Annotated in this window: 12 protein-coding genes and 1 pseudogene; 7 read left to right on the plus strand and 6 right to left on the minus strand. The window is 71.1% G+C overall.

Going from position 1 to position 13,377, the window contains the following annotated elements:
• The first annotated feature begins 55 nt into the window (after positions 1 to 55).
• Positions 56 to 1,759 carry a SulP family inorganic anion transporter gene (locus tag ACWGE1_RS13745; protein WP_453420691.1) on the plus strand — a complete coding sequence of 568 codons (1,704 nt, stop codon included), beginning with the start codon at positions 56 to 58 and terminating at the stop codon, positions 1,757 to 1,759.
• A 201-nt stretch (positions 1,760 to 1,960) separates the two neighbouring features.
• Here the strand turns inward: ACWGE1_RS13745 and ACWGE1_RS13750 are convergent.
• Positions 1,961 to 2,225, minus strand: a pseudogene (locus ACWGE1_RS13750) (transposase); the annotation flags it as partial.
• A gap of 78 nt (positions 2,226 to 2,303) precedes the next feature.
• Here ACWGE1_RS13750 and ACWGE1_RS13755 point away from each other — a divergent pair.
• From ACWGE1_RS13755 to ACWGE1_RS13765, 3 genes are all read left to right on the plus strand, one after another.
• Entirely contained in the window at positions 2,304 to 3,509 is a 1,206-nt protein-coding gene (locus tag ACWGE1_RS13755) for a hypothetical protein (RefSeq protein WP_453420692.1), read from the plus strand.
• Positions 3,510 to 4,649: 1,140 nt separating this feature from the next.
• On the plus strand, positions 4,650 to 5,507 hold the full coding sequence (locus ACWGE1_RS13760) for a papain-like cysteine protease family protein (RefSeq protein WP_453420693.1): 858 nt from the start codon (positions 4,650 to 4,652) through the stop codon (positions 5,505 to 5,507).
• 14 nt (positions 5,508 to 5,521) lie between these two features.
• Positions 5,522 to 6,463: a hypothetical protein gene (locus tag ACWGE1_RS13765; RefSeq protein ID WP_453420694.1), complete on the plus strand. Its 942-nt coding sequence runs from the start codon at positions 5,522 to 5,524 to the stop codon at positions 6,461 to 6,463.
• Positions 6,464 to 7,121: 658 nt separating this feature from the next.
• Here the strand turns inward: ACWGE1_RS13765 and ACWGE1_RS13770 are convergent.
• Both ACWGE1_RS13770 and ACWGE1_RS13775 read right to left on the minus strand, forming a co-directional pair.
• Entirely contained in the window at positions 7,122 to 7,340 is a 219-nt protein-coding gene (locus tag ACWGE1_RS13770) for a hypothetical protein (RefSeq protein ID WP_453420695.1), read from the minus strand.
• A 23-nt stretch (positions 7,341 to 7,363) separates the two neighbouring features.
• The gene (locus ACWGE1_RS13775) at positions 7,364 to 8,554 is read right to left on the minus strand and encodes an acyl-CoA dehydrogenase family protein (protein ID WP_453420696.1); all 1,191 of its coding nucleotides are present in this window, start codon (positions 8,552 to 8,554) and stop codon (positions 7,364 to 7,366) included.
• Between the two features lie 126 nt (positions 8,555 to 8,680).
• Here ACWGE1_RS13775 and ACWGE1_RS13780 point away from each other — a divergent pair, with 126 nt between their 5' ends.
• Complete coding sequence (locus tag ACWGE1_RS13780) at positions 8,681 to 9,232, plus strand: DinB family protein (protein ID WP_453420697.1); 552 nt, start codon at positions 8,681 to 8,683, stop codon at positions 9,230 to 9,232.
• A gap of 110 nt (positions 9,233 to 9,342) precedes the next feature.
• The gene (locus tag ACWGE1_RS13785; protein ID WP_453420698.1) at positions 9,343 to 10,032 is read left to right on the plus strand and encodes a hypothetical protein; all 690 of its coding nucleotides are present in this window, start codon (positions 9,343 to 9,345) and stop codon (positions 10,030 to 10,032) included.
• A gap of 12 nt (positions 10,033 to 10,044) precedes the next feature.
• Here ACWGE1_RS13785 and ACWGE1_RS13790 read toward each other — a convergent pair whose 3' ends face one another.
• From ACWGE1_RS13790 to ACWGE1_RS13800, 3 genes are read right to left on the minus strand one after another with little or no spacing between them, the layout of a single operon-like run.
• Complete coding sequence (locus ACWGE1_RS13790; protein WP_453420699.1) at positions 10,045 to 10,581, minus strand: hypothetical protein; 537 nt, start codon at positions 10,579 to 10,581, stop codon at positions 10,045 to 10,047.
• 48 nt (positions 10,582 to 10,629) lie between these two features.
• Positions 10,630 to 11,466 carry a class II fructose-bisphosphate aldolase gene (locus tag ACWGE1_RS13795; RefSeq protein WP_453420700.1) on the minus strand — a complete coding sequence of 279 codons (837 nt, stop codon included), beginning with the start codon at positions 11,464 to 11,466 and terminating at the stop codon, positions 10,630 to 10,632.
• Positions 11,463 to 12,365 (minus strand): SIS domain-containing protein, encoded by a 903-nt coding sequence (locus ACWGE1_RS13800; RefSeq protein ID WP_453420701.1) that lies wholly within the window; start codon positions 12,363 to 12,365, stop codon positions 11,463 to 11,465. The genes ACWGE1_RS13795 and ACWGE1_RS13800 overlap by 4 nt, the downstream gene beginning before the upstream one ends.
• 178 nt (positions 12,366 to 12,543) lie before the next feature.
• Here ACWGE1_RS13800 and ACWGE1_RS13805 point away from each other — a divergent pair, with 178 nt between their 5' ends.
• On the plus strand, positions 12,544 to 13,323 hold the full coding sequence (locus ACWGE1_RS13805) for a DeoR/GlpR family DNA-binding transcription regulator (RefSeq protein ID WP_453420702.1): 780 nt from the start codon (positions 12,544 to 12,546) through the stop codon (positions 13,321 to 13,323).
• Positions 13,324 to 13,377 lie beyond the last annotated feature (54 nt).

Below are 13,377 nucleotides of genomic sequence, written 5' to 3' on the forward strand. Positions count from 1 at the left end.
GCCCTGCGCACGTCACGATGGTGCGGCACACGCCCGCAGGAGTTCCGGAGGTGCCATGCCGAAGCGCGGATGGACCGTGGCGGTCCCGCCTGCTTTCCACGGCTACCGGGCTGCCTGGCTCCGGGGTGACGTGCTGGCCGGCATCACGGTCGCCGCGTATCTGGTACCGCAGGTCATGGCCTACGCCGGCGTCGCCGGCCTGCCGCCCGTCGTCGGCCTCTGGGCCGCCCTCCCGGCCATGATTCTCTACGCCCTCAGCGGGTCGTCCCGCCTGCTGTCCGTCGGCCCGGAATCGACCACCGCCCTCATGACCGCCGCGGCCGTGGGCCCGCTCGCGGCCGGCGACCCCGCGCGGTACGCGGTGCTCTCGGCGGCCCTGGCCGTCGTGGTCGGCCTGCTCTGCCTCGTCGCATGGGCCGTCAGGCTGGGCTTCCTCGCGGATCTCCTCTCCAGGCCGGTCCTCGTCGGCTACCTGGCCGGTGTCGCCCTGATCATGATCGTGGACCAGCTCCCCCGCCTGACCGGAACCAGCGGCGGCGGATCGGGCTTCTTCCCCCAGCTGTTCTCCTTCCTCCACCACCTCGGGGACGTGCACTGGCCCACGGCCGTGCTCGCCGCCGGATGCCTCGCCCTTCTCTTCGCCCTGCCCCTGCTGTGGCGCCCGCTGCCCGGGCCCCTCGTCGTCCTGGCGCTCGCCACCGCCGTGGTGGCGGGCTTCGCCCTCGACGCGAACCACGGCATCGACGTCATCGGAGTCGTCCCGACGGGCCTACCGGGCTTCGCCCTGCCCGATCCGTCGGACTACGCCGATCTGGTCCTTCCGGCCGTCGGAGTGCTCCTCGTCGGATACTCGGACGTCATCCTGACCGCGCGCGCCTTCGCCCGCCACGACGATCCGCACCCCTTGGCGGCCAACCGCGAGCTGCTGGCACTCGGCGCGTCCAACATCGGCGCCGGCCTCCTGCACGGCTTCCCCGTCAGCAGCAGCGCCAGCCGCACCGCCCTCGCCGACTCGGCCGGCGCCCGCACCCAGGGGTACTCCCTCGTCGGCGCCGTCTGCGTGGCCGCCGTCCTGCTCTTCCTGGGCCCGCTGCTGGCCCACACCCCGTCCGCCGCCCTCGGCGCGATCGTCGTCTACGCCGCCGTACGCCTGGTCGAGGTGGGCGAGTTCCGCAGGCTGGCAGCCTTCCGCCGCCGCGAGTTCCTGCTCGCGCTCGGCTGCGGACTCGGCGTCCTCGCCCTCGGGATCCTGTACGGCGTGCTCCTCGCCGTGGCACTGTCCGTCGCCGAACTCCTCACGCGGGTCGCCCGGCCGCACGATGCGGTCGAGGGCATGGTGCCCGGGCTGGCGGGCATGCACGACATCGACGACTACCCGACCGCGCGCACCGTTCCCGGTCTCCTCATCTACCGGTACGACTCACCGCTGTTCTTCGCCAACGCCGAGGACTTCCGCCGCCGGGCCATGGCATCGGTGGCGGTCCAGGACGAACCGGTGCACTGGTTCGTCCTGAACACCGAAGCGAACGTCGAGGTCGACATCACGGCCCTCGACGCTGTCGAGGCCCTGCGCGTCGAACTCGCCGACAAGGACATCGTGTTCGCACTCGCCCGAGTCAAGCAGGACCTGCGCCGCCCCCTCGACACCTACGGGCTGACGGCGAAGATCGGCCCCGAGCACATCTTCCCGACGCTCCCCACCGCCGTTGCCGCCTACCGGGACTGGCAACGCGCCACAGGCCGCGATCCAGCCCGCTGAGCAGGTCGACGGAGGCGGACAGTCGCGCGAGCATGAGGTGACGGGGTTGTACGTGACGTACGCGCACCGGCTGGACCTGCCCCTGTGACCAAGGTTGCCAGGCAGTGTCTGACAAATGATCACGGGCTGGTCGGAGCCAGAGGATCAGCCAGGCCAGGACGACGCCGGCACGGTAGCGGTCGGCAAGCTTGTCGAATCTCGTCCTTTTACGTGCGCGGCGGCGTGCTGGTGAGCACGGTTGATCGTGGAGTCGACGGCGACGGTCCACTCCACCCGGCCCTCCGTGTCGTCTCGGACCTGCACATGCCCCAACAGCCTTGCCCACGTGCCGTCCACCTCCCAGCGGGCAAACCGCTCATGGACGGTCCGCCACGGCCCATACCGCTCGGGCAGGCCCATCCACCTGCGGCAACAAGGGCTCTATCCACTCCCACGCCGCCTCCGTCAACTCACCTCGACCTGCCACAAGATCATTTTTCAGACAGATGGCCTTAACATGGGCACACCATCCCCCCGTGCCGTGTCCAGCCGACGGAAGACACCCATGCGCCTCCAGCGGATATCCGCCGCGACCGCGACCCTCGCCGCGCTCACCACCCTCGCCACCGCCTGCGAGGACTCCCCCAAGCCGGGCCCGCCCGCCGCGAGCCCCTCCGCGAGCGCCCGAGGCGCCGCCCCCGCCTCCCCCACGGCCGCCGCCGCCGCGCCCGCCACGCTGGCCGGGGCGCAGGCCCACGTACAGCAGTACACGTCCTGCGAGAACCTCAGCACCGACCCGAACGACAGCCGGGTGCCGCTGAGCGGGTTCATCGGCGCCGGGGACTGGGGCATCACGGAGCGCGGCGTCTGCACGGACAAGAAGGCGCGGGGCGAGATCGTCCTCTTCCTGACCCCGGACATGAAGGCCTTCCAGCAGGCCGCCAAGGACCACGCCGCGAAGCTGCTCGCCGAGGGCCGGGGCGACACCGACCTCGCCAGCCGCACGGTCGTGGGCAAGACCTTCGCCCTGACCGCGCTCAAGACCGCGACCGCCGTGTCCCTGGTCGACCCGCCCAACTCCGACCTGCGCATCCTGACCTGCAACCCCGACGTCTTCGTCCCGGAGGGGTTCAAGAAGGAGAAGGCCCTGGTCGAGGGCTGCTTCCTCACCGACTACGTCAACAGCCCCGACGGTCAGGGCAGCCCCCACCGCGGGGCGGTCCGCGACCCCTCCACCGAGGGAGCCGCGAAGCCGGTCCAGCCGTCCACCGGCAGCCCGGGCCTGCCGAGCGCCGGCAGCATCGCCGAGCTGAAGAAACTCGTCAGCCCGCACACGGTCGACTGCACGAGCATGACGGTCACCGACGAGCACGTACAGTCGATCGACTACATGCCGGTCGTCGACGGCCCCGCGAGCGCTTGGGGCGTCAACCAGCGAGCGGTCTGCGGCCAGCTCGGCGGGGAGCGGCGCGCGCACAACCTGAACTGGCTGGACACCGTCTCCGACATGAAGACCCTCCAGACCAAGGCCAAGGCGGCGCAGCTCGCCGACCTGAAGGACGACGGGCGCCTCAAGGCCACTGCGAGCAAGCTGCTGGTCGGCACGAACATCGCCGTGGAGACCAACAACGCGAACGTCCGCCGCGGGCTGTACCAGCTCCAGTTCCTGTACCTGAACTGCGAGACCGGCTTCACCGCGCCGGCCGGCTACCGGCTGGAGAAGGCCCAGGTCGAGGGCTGCGTCCTGACCAACTACGAGCGCCCGAGCTGACACACGGCCGTCCGGGGCGCGCGCGGCGCGCCCCGGGGGGGATCGGTTGACACTGGGGGTTCGCCCTGACCTGCATCGATGCCACCCGTCCCAACCCGTCTCCGACCGGAGGGACGCACGATTCTTGGCGCTTTCGTACAGCAGCTCAGCAGAACTCGGGCGCGGTACGCCACAGTGGGCACAGTCGACGACTGAGGCGCGTTCCTTGACGGGGCAGAGGTTGAGCGTGGGTGCGGACACCGCCGGAACCCGTCCAGAGGCGGCTGCCTCGACCGGGCGGGCAGGGACGCGCTCATTCCAGGCAAAACCTGAAGTCGATTTCCCTTCATAAAATGATGGAGAGTCACGCGGCGCACACTCTGGGCGATTCAACTACTTGACAGCGCGTCCAATGAAGGACCGGGGTAGATCAAGTTTGCGTAAAGTCCCACGCCTCAGGTGGCCGCCAAATGGCCTGGACCAATGGCCACGGGATCCCCAACCCTGCGCAAACGTAACTGGATTGACTGCCTGTCACATCACTCCTTTATGGTGATTGAATTCGCGACATCTTCGCGCGTAGAGCAAGGGCGTTCAGGCCCCCCGATCTCTCTGGCAGGATTCCCGGCACCCAATCCAGTCAAGGAAAGAGGTGCGGTTGTGCGTGGTCACGGAAGGCCTGAATCTCGACTTCACCGGCAGTGCAAGGCCATCGATCCGCCTGAATGTGACACTCGGTCAATTGGCATCGCCCGGCTGTAGTTGTCCGGCTCCCGATCGCCGTACACAGCGACTCGCGGTGGTACGGCGACGGCAACGGCGCACTCCCGACCCCGCCGCGACGGCGTGCGCGCAAGGTGGACAGTTCACCCCCGCCTGCGGAACCGCAAGAAACCGGTCGGGGAGCGTTCGCCGGCAGCATGAGCGCGACCGCCGCCGAAGGCGCCGCCGTCGGTCCATCGCCTCCGATGTCCGCCTGTCCGGTCACGGCAGCCTCATCGACAATGCGGCGCCGCCCCTGGGGCGTTGGCGGTGAGTGGCCGCCGCCCGTTTCGAGCGCCGCTCCGGTCGGTTCCGACCGGCCCGGCCAGCTGACCATTCGTCATTTATGGGAGCGCCGCCAGGCAAGCAAGCCCGTTCCCGCATTTCAGATCAAGGAGCATGATGCACAAACGTCGCGCGTCCCGCCGCAAGAAAGCGCTGATAGCCACGATCACCGCCGCGCTCTCCGGCGGTCTGCTCTTCGGCTTCAATGCCCTCGCCCGGGCCGATGCGGTCAGCGGCACGGTCATCGGCGGGCAGGGCAACTACAAGACCGTCAACCACCGGGCCAAGCCGTCCCTCTCGGCCCAGGTGAAGGGGTCCTCGAAGGTCGGCGCCAAGATCCAGATGTCCTGCCGGACCAGCGGCGACACCGTGGAGAACAACCCGAGGTGGATCTTCACCGGCTCGTTCTACATCGCCGACGCCTTCATCAGGGAAAACACCACCCCCCTGCCGGTCTGCGGTTCAACCCCGAACCCGAAACCCACCCCCACGACAGCGAAGACACTCGGCATCGACATGCAGAAGCAGGTCAGGACCCAGTGGTGCTGGGACGCCTCCGGCGTGACCATCGCGAAGCACTGGGGCCGGTCCGTCAGCCAAGAGCAGTTCTGCCAACTCGCAGCCCAGGGAACCTGGGTGAACTGCAACAACCAGCCCGCGACGCTGGAGGACATGGCCAATGGCCTGGCCAGGCTGGGACTGAGGAACAGCGGCCGCAGCCTGTACCGCAACGCATCCTTCGGCGAGTCCGCCGCCGAGATCGACGCAGGCCGGCCGTTCGCCGTCCGGTTCGGCTGGCGCACCGGCGGCGGTCACATGAACGTCATCTACGGCTACGACAGCGCCACCAACATGATCGCGGTCGGCGACCCGTGGCAGACCACCCAGACCTACACCTGGTGGAACCACTCCACTTACACGAACAACAACTCGTTCCAGTGGACCCACTCCCGCATCGGCATCCAGGGCTGAGGAGCAGACCGACCATGCAGACCATGCGACACGCCAGGCACGCTGCACTCCGAGCCGCCGTCCTCGCCACGGCCGCGCTCGCCGCCGCCCTGTGCGGAATCGTTCCCGCACAGGCTGCGGAAGGCGACGGCATCGCGGGCTACCAGTCGGCCCAGCAAGCCCTCGGGAGTGACCAACTCCGCAACACCGTCTCCCGCTTCCTGGTCTCGGCCCGGCAGCCCCGCACCGCCCCCGCCGCGGACGGCGGCACCGTCGGCACCCCTGGGAACGCACCCACCGCGGTCGCCGCGCCGCCCGGGTTCGATCTGAACAAGGACCCGGTGCCGATGTTCGAGATCAGCCCCGAGTTCGTGACCGGCAAGACCCAGGCGACCCCGCAGACCGCACTCCGGCTCTCCTACCTGGCCTCGCGGGTGACCGCCTCCGACGGCAAACACGCCGCCGTACTGCTCGCACCCAAGGGGAACGCCGCTACGCCGGCAAGCGGCGCGCAGAACGTCGGTGCCGAGGGCTGGCAGCTGGCGGGCATCCGGGACGGGGACGCCGAGATCGGCTTTGCCGAGCGCGGCACTCCCCAGGCCCGTACCTTCACCGAGCCGCAGATCCACGCCTGGTACCGGCTCACCGCCGAAGGCACGGTCGAGCCGCTCAACGAGGAAGCGACCACCGGCCTCGGCGGAAAGCGCGGAATCACCCTCGCCGCCTACCAGAAGTTGGTCACCGCCCGCTACGGCGACAAGATGCCCGGCTCGGAATACGACCGCAAGGGCCTGGCCGGCGGATACGGTGGCCTCGTGGAGGACCAGCCGGAGCAGGTCACTGCTGCATCCGGTGAACCGGCGCCCGAGTCGTCCTGGCAGCCGATCTCCGCCACCACGGCCGCAGCCGCAGCCGTGGCGGCGGTCGCCGGTGCGGTCGTCTACGCGCGCCGCCGGGGAACTGCCACCGCCCGCTGATCCGGCTCCATGAGCCGGGCCCCTTCTCCGTGCTCAGCCCGGCGACTTCCGTCACCGGATCCGCACAGGCGCGGGAAGGAGGCCCGGCCCCTGGCTGTCCACGCAGCAGCACGTCCAGGCCGGCGGGGTACGACCTCGTGGAGAATCTCACGGCAGGCGGTCCACCCGTTCGACGTGGGTTGCCCGCCGACGTGGGCGGGCCGGGTCTCCAAAGCCGGTCAGGCCGCGCCTCGGACGCCGACCGAGGCCGCCGCACCGGAACAGGTCTCAGCTCCACCACCGCGCACTCCACGTCCTGCTCGGCCGCGGATTCTCGGATCAGTTCCATGTCCCATCTCACCCGTACCCGCCACCTGCGGACGGCCGGTGACAGTCTGGGCTTACGCGCAGGGTTCCGGGGGCGTTGCAGAGGGGAGACGGTCCGCAGTTCGCGGCCGTGCTGGAGGGCGTCCAGGTTCCCCGCCTGGTGCCGGGCCGTCCCCGCGTGGCGCCGGCTTCACTCACGCACACCCCCACCCGGATGCCCAGGCTTCAACGGTATGGCGGCCTGGCTCCGCGCATCCCTGGCGGGGTCCCCCTCCTGGCGTGTCTGGTGAGGCGACCAGGGCTGTCGCTGGGCAAGTTGGCATTGGCCGGGGGGAAGGTTCGAAGGTGACGATCAACGCCTGTCCAGGGCGATCGGCTGGGATCGCGGCGAAGTCAGGGTGTCCCCGTCAATGCGCGCAGAGGTGTTGTTGATCCGGCGGTAGGCGCGGCCCGGCTTGCTGTCGGCTTCCGCGACGCCGCGTTCCAGGCCCAAACGGGCCTTCTCGGCAGGCATCGCCGCCGAGCGGGATCCACCGCGATCTTGATGCCAACCATCCTTCTTTTGTGCCAACCATGGCTCTTCGTCACAGCCTCCTAACGGCGCACGCGGGGCATGCCCAGGCCGATCCAGGAGATGATCTCGCGCTGGATCTCGTTGTTGCCCCCGCCGAAGGTGAAGATCACGGCGCTGCGGTAGCCGCGTTCGAGCTCGCCGTGCAGGACCGCGCCCGCGGAGCCGTCCTTGAGGGAGCCGGCCGCGCCGACGATCTCCATCAGCCAGGCGTACGCGTCCCGGCGGGCCTCCGAGCCGTACACCTTGACCGCCGAGGCGTCCTGCGGAGTGAGGGTGCCGGTCTGGACCGCGCCCACCATCTGCCAGTTGAGCAGCTTCATCGCGTCGAGCCGGGCGTGGGTGCGCGCGAGGCGGCCGCGGACCCACGGGAGGTCGATGACCCGGCGGCCGTCGGCGAGCTTGGTCGCGGCGGCCCAGCGCTGGACGTCGTGGAGGGCCCGGATGGCCATGGTGCCGTGCGCGGCGAGGGTGACGCGTTCGTGGTTGAGCTGATTGGTGATCAGGCGCCAGCCCTTGTTTTCCAGGCCGACGCGTCGGGCGGCCGGGACGCGGATGTCCTCGTAGTAGCTGGCGGTGGTGTCGTGCGAGGCGAGGGTGTTGATGAGGGTGCAGGAGTAGCCGGGGTCCGAGGTCGGGACGAGGAGCATGGTGATGCCCTTGTGCGCGGGGGCGTCCGGGTCGGTGCGGACGGCGAGCCAGACCCAGTCGGCGGTGTCTCCGTTGGTGGTCCAGATCTTCTGTCCGTTGACGACGTAGGTGCCGGTCTCCTCGTCGCCCTCACGGACGGCCTTGCACTTGAGCGCGGCGAGGTCGGTGCCCGCGTCGGGCTCGCTGTAGCCGATGGCGAAGTCGATCTCCCCGGCGAGGATCTTCGGCAGGAAGTACGCCTTCTGCTCGTCGGTGCCGAACTGCATGATGGTCGGCCCGACCGTGTTGAGTGCCATCAGGGGCAGCGGTACGACGGCCTGGGCGGCCTCGTCGAAAAAGATGAACTGGTCCATCGGGGTCATCCCGCGGCCGCCGTACTCCTTGGGCCAGCCGACCCCGAGCCAGCCGTCGGCGCCGAGCCGGCGGATGGTGTCCCGGTAGAAGCGCTTCTGGGCGGCCGGGTCCTCGTAGCGGGCGTAGACGTCCTGCGGCACGAGCTCGGCGAAGTAGGCGCGCAGTTCGGTGCGCAACTGCTGCTGTTCAGGCGTGTATTCGAGGTGCACGGCCCCTCCGGGAGTCTCGCGGTCCAGCCGGTCGCTGTGGTGGCGGCGGTCAGAGTAGAACCTGTTACAAGAATTCGGAAGGACCCGCGTGCCGACCGATCAGAACCGCCGTTCATACTCTCGACCATGACGAGCCCACGCAGCAGAGCGGAATTCTTCGTCGAACCCGAGCGGGACGGCCGCTTCAGCGGCCCTGCGACCGGCGACGAGCGGCGGATGCTGGTCGCCTTCCTGGCGGACCACCGCGCCACACTGGAGCTGAAGTGCGCAGGTCTGGGCGAGGAGTTGGCACGGCGGTCGGTGGAACCGTCCACGCTCTCCCTGCTGGGGCTGGTCCGGCACCTGGCCGATGTGGAGCGCCGCTGGTTCCGGCAGGTCCTGGCCGGCCAGGACGCGCCGCCGCTGTTCTCCTCGGCGGACGACCCCGATGGGGACTTCGACGGAGCCGCGTCCGATCCCGCGGCGATCGGGGCGGCCTGGGAGGCGTGGCGCGGTGAAGTGGCCTTCGCCGAGCGCTTCGTAGCCGAGGCGCCCGACCTCGACATCGAGTCCGTCGACGCGTGGCGCGGGAAGGTGTCGCTGCGCTGGGTGCTGATCCACATGGTCGAGGAGTACGCGCGGCACAACGGGCACGCCGACCTCCTGCGCGAGCGCATCGACGGGGCCATCGGCATCTGACGGCCTCCGGCCCGACACCGCGCCCTCCTCCTCATCCTCCCCCTCCTCAGGAAACCCAACTCGCCCGAAACAGCTGTGCAGTTCGGCCACCTGCCGCACAATGGGCGGATATGGACATCGACGCATGGCGCCGCGAGGACCCCGGGTTCACGCGGGCGGTGACGCAGATCCACGAGCCGGGCGCCCTGCCCGTCGACCCCGGGATCCCGGCCAGACACGGGTACTGGGAGCTGCTTCCGGGGGACGTGCGGGCCCGGCTGCTGGAGAAGGCCGGCCGGTCGCTGACCTGGTGGGCCGGACCGGATTCCGACGGGCGGCCCTCCGCGGTGGTGGTCGGGGACCGCGGGCTGTGCCGGGTCGGCCAGGTGCTGCGGGAGGACGGGGAGGCGGAGTTCCGCGGGCGCCGCGCCCGGGTCGAGCCGGGTTCGCTGCGCAGCCGGTCCTTCGACGGGAGGCCCGCGCCGGACGGCCGCACCACCGCGCCGGGCCTGCCGGGGGCTCCGGTGCTGCGGCTGGAACTGGTCCCGGAGGCGCAGGGGGTGCTCGGTCATTTCCCGCTCCCCGTACAGGACTTCCTGCAGCGTCCCTTCCTGGCCGGGGACGCCCGCGTCACCGCCGAGTGGTACTACGACGAGACCGTCGAGCCCGAGCGGACCACCTGGTTCGTCGCCCTCGTACTGTCCACCGAGCGCGCCCTGGCGCTCGCCGAGGGAACCCGGACCCTGGACCGGGGCGCCCGCCCGGACCGGGCCGAGTGGCACGGGATCCAGTGCCACCAGGCCCGTCTCGCCCCGTCCTGATGCCGCGCGACGTCAGGTGAAGAGGTACAGGACGTCGAAATGGACGAGGTCGCGGGCCGTGTCGAAGAGGTACCGGCCCGCGGGCTTCCCGTCCGTGGCCTGGCTGCCCGCGCCCTGGCCGTCCGCGTACGCGTCGAACCCCGGGCTGTGCCGCCAGGCCGCGGCGGCGGGCAGGTACGGCTTCAGCGGGGCGGGCGGATCGGACGGTGCGCCGGGCCCGAAGGCGTGGTCGGGCTTGCCCGTGATCGCGGCCGCCCCGCCGGCCGACAGGTGGGCGACACCGACCACGCGGATCCTGGAGTCGGGACTCGGAACGGTCCGGCCGTTGCCCTTGCCGTCGATGTCGTAGCCCAGCCAGTGCGCGTCGGTCAGCTCGCCGAGGAACGGCCCGAGCCTGCGGTTCAGCGGCTCCAGGTCGGTGCGGACCTTGTGCGTGTACGGCGGCCCGGGCCACATGGCGTAGGTCAGGCCCGCGCCCACCGTCAGCAGCGGGAGACCGGCGATCAGCAGGAACCGGCGGCGATTCGTACGTCCCCGCTGCACGTCCATGATCGCCGCTCCCCGTGCTCCCCGCCGCCCGTCGGTTCAGGGCGCCCGTCAGTTCAGGGCGCCGATCATAGCCGTCGCGGTCGCCGCCATCGCCGTACGGGCGGCCGTCAGGTACGGCCGGGGGTCCGCCGGGGTCAGGTGGGCGCGGATGGCTTCGGTCATGGCCACGTTCAGCGCGGTGCCGATGTTGACCTTGCGGATGCCGCCCGCGACGGCCGCCGCGAGCTCGGCGTCCGGCAGGCCGGAGGAGCCGTGCAGGACGAGCGGCACGTCCACGGTCTTGGCCAGCCGGGCCAGGAGCACGTGGTCGAGGGCCGCGGTCCGGCTGGTCATCGCGTGGCTGCTGCCGATGGCGACGGCGAGGGCGTCGACCCCGGAGTCGGCGACGAACCGCCGGGCCTCGTCGGGGTCGGTACGGGCGCCGGGGGCGTGCGGATCCAGCGGCGCGGCGCCGTTCTTGCCGCCGACCTCGCCCAGCTCGGCCTCGATCCACAGCCCGTTGGAGTGCGCCCAGTCGGCCGCGGACCGGGTGGCCTCCAGGTTCTCGGCGTACGGGAGCTGCGCGGCGTCGTACATCACCGAGCTGTATCCCGCGTCGCAGGCCTGCCGGAGCAGCTCGGGGCTCTTGACGTGGTCGAGGTGCAGGCCGATCGGAACGGCGGCCGCCTCCGCGCACGCGACGGCGGCCCGGGAGATGGGCAGGAGCTGCCCGCCGCGGAACTTCACGGCGTTCTCGCTGAGTTGGAGGATGACCGGCAGACCGGCCGCCTCGGCGCCGGCGACCACGGCTTCGGCGTGCTCCAGCGTGATGATGTTGAAGGCGGCCACGGCCCGGCCGCCCGCGGCCGCTTCCAGGACGAGGTCGCCTGCGGGCACGAGGCTCATCGGACCGCCTCCTCGCCGGTGGTCAGGATCACCGAGCGGGTGAGGTTGCGCGGCGCGTCCGGATCCAGCTGCTGGTGGGCGGCGACGGCGAGGGCGAGGCGGTGCACCCGGACCAGTTCGGCGAGCGGGTCGAGGAGCCCTGACACCCATTGGGCTCCGGTGGCGCGGACCTGTTCGGCGAGCCCGTCGGGGGCCGTGTCGAGCGACCAGGTGACGGTGCCGGGCCCCGAAACGCTGATCGGCCCGTGCCGGTACTCCATCGCCGGGTAGGACTCGGCCCAGGACAGGGAGGCCTCGCGCATCTTCAGCGCGGCCTCGTGGGCGAGTCCGACGCTCCAGCCGCGACCGAGGAAGGTGAACTGTCCGCGGCCGGCGATCTCGACGGGGAGGGGGTCGATGAGCGCGGTGCGGGCGTCGGCGACCACGGAAGCGGAGTGCAGCCCGACGTGGGCGCGCAGCAGCGTCAGGGCGGTGGTCGCGAAACGCGTCTGCACGACGGACTGTTCGTCGGCGAAGTCCAGGACGACGAGCTCGTCCGCGGCGGTCATCACCGGGGTCGCCGGGTCGCCGACGACCGCGGTCGTGGGCACGCCGGCGTCCCGGAGCCCGGCCAGCAGGTCCAGCACCTCGGTGGTGGTGCCGGACCGGGTCAGGGCGACGACCCGGTCGTACCGGCGGTGGCGCGGGAACTCGGAGGCGGGGAAGGCGTCGGTCTCCCCCTGTCCGGCCTCCTCGCGCAGCACGGCGGCCGCCTGGGCCATGTAGTACGAGGTCCCGCACCCGACGATCGCGGTACGCTCCCCCGGCTTCGGCAGCACCGCCCGCCGGGCCGGGGCCAGTTCGGCGGCCCGCTCCCAGCATGCGGGCTGCGTGCCCAACTCGTACGCGACGTGACTCATACAGGCTCCCTCGTGCGACAGGCGGGTCTGAATGCGTTTTCCTGCAAGGTAGCGGCCAGTTTCACGCAACTTCAAGCATCGACGGGTTGAGCGGTTGAGTTAGTGTCGCCGGGTGGGCCGATGGGGGCGCCGAAAACACCGTGGAACGAATGTCGCAGAACACCGAAGGGGGCGGCCGATGACCCGCAAGGAGCGCTGGCAGACACTGCTGGACCTGCTGGTGGAACGGGGCGAGCTGGAGGTGGAACCCGCGGCGGAGACCCTCGGCGTGTCCGCCGCGACCATCCGCCGCGACCTCGACCAGCTCGCCGAACAGCAGCTGCTGGTCCGCACGCGCGGCGGAGCCGTGCTGCACGGCGTCTCCTACGAACTCCCGCTGCGCTACCGCACATCGCGCCGCGCCGCCGAGAAGCGCCGGATCAGCGAGGCGGTGGCGGCCCTGGTCGCCCCGGGCGAGGTGATCGGCCTGACGGGCGGCACGACGACCACCGAGGTGGCACGGGCCCTGGCCGGACGCCCGGACCTGGCCCAGGGCTCCCCGGCGCTCACCGTGGTGACCAACGCCCTCAACATCGCGGGCGAGCTGGTGATCCGGCCGCAGTTCAAGATCGTACTGACGGGGGGCGTGGCCCGCCCTCAGTCGTACGAGCTGACGGGCCCGCTCGCCGAACAGGTGCTCGGGCAGCTCGCGGTGGACACGGCGGTGCTCGGCGTGGACGGCTTCGATCCGGTGGACGGCGCGGCGACCCGCCACGAGGACGAGGCCTCGGTCAACCGCCTGCTGTGCGAACGCGCCCGCCGGGTGGTCGTCGCGGCCGACTCCAGCAAACTGGGCGTCCGCGCCTTCGCCCGCATCTGCGCGACCTCGTCGGTGGACGTCCTGGTGACGGACACGGGCCTGGCCCCGGGCGTGGCACTTGCCTTCGGGGCGGCGGGGGTCGAGGTGGTACGGGTGTGAGGGCGGGGCGGGGGGCGGGGCGGGGCGGGGGGGGGCGCCGCGCCGGGCCCCGGC

It is taken from the genome of Streptomyces sp. NPDC054932 (genome assembly GCF_053610205.1).

What these genes read in the sequence shown, in the direction of transcription:
- ACWGE1_RS13800 (WP_453420701.1), bottom strand. Translation starts at nt 12,365, where the DNA reads ATGAGTCACGTCGCGTACGAGTTGGGCACGCAGCCCGCATGCTGGGAG.
- ACWGE1_RS13765 (WP_453420694.1), top strand. Translation starts at nt 5,522, where the DNA reads ATGCAGACCATGCGACACGCCAGGCACGCTGCACTCCGAGCCGCCGTC.
- ACWGE1_RS13785 (WP_453420698.1), top strand. Translation starts at nt 9,343, where the DNA reads ATGGACATCGACGCATGGCGCCGCGAGGACCCCGGGTTCACGCGGGCG.
- ACWGE1_RS13755 (WP_453420692.1), top strand. Translation starts at nt 2,304, where the DNA reads ATGCGCCTCCAGCGGATATCCGCCGCGACCGCGACCCTCGCCGCGCTC.
- ACWGE1_RS13760 (WP_453420693.1), top strand. Translation starts at nt 4,650, where the DNA reads ATGATGCACAAACGTCGCGCGTCCCGCCGCAAGAAAGCGCTGATAGCC.
- ACWGE1_RS13790 (WP_453420699.1), bottom strand. Translation starts at nt 10,581, where the DNA reads ATGGACGTGCAGCGGGGACGTACGAATCGCCGCCGGTTCCTGCTGATC.
- ACWGE1_RS13795 (WP_453420700.1), bottom strand. Translation starts at nt 11,466, where the DNA reads ATGAGCCTCGTGCCCGCAGGCGACCTCGTCCTGGAAGCGGCCGCGGGC.
- ACWGE1_RS13745 (WP_453420691.1), top strand. Translation starts at nt 56, where the DNA reads ATGCCGAAGCGCGGATGGACCGTGGCGGTCCCGCCTGCTTTCCACGGC.
- ACWGE1_RS13805 (WP_453420702.1), top strand. Translation starts at nt 12,544, where the DNA reads ATGACCCGCAAGGAGCGCTGGCAGACACTGCTGGACCTGCTGGTGGAA.
- ACWGE1_RS13780 (WP_453420697.1), top strand. Translation starts at nt 8,681, where the DNA reads ATGACGAGCCCACGCAGCAGAGCGGAATTCTTCGTCGAACCCGAGCGG.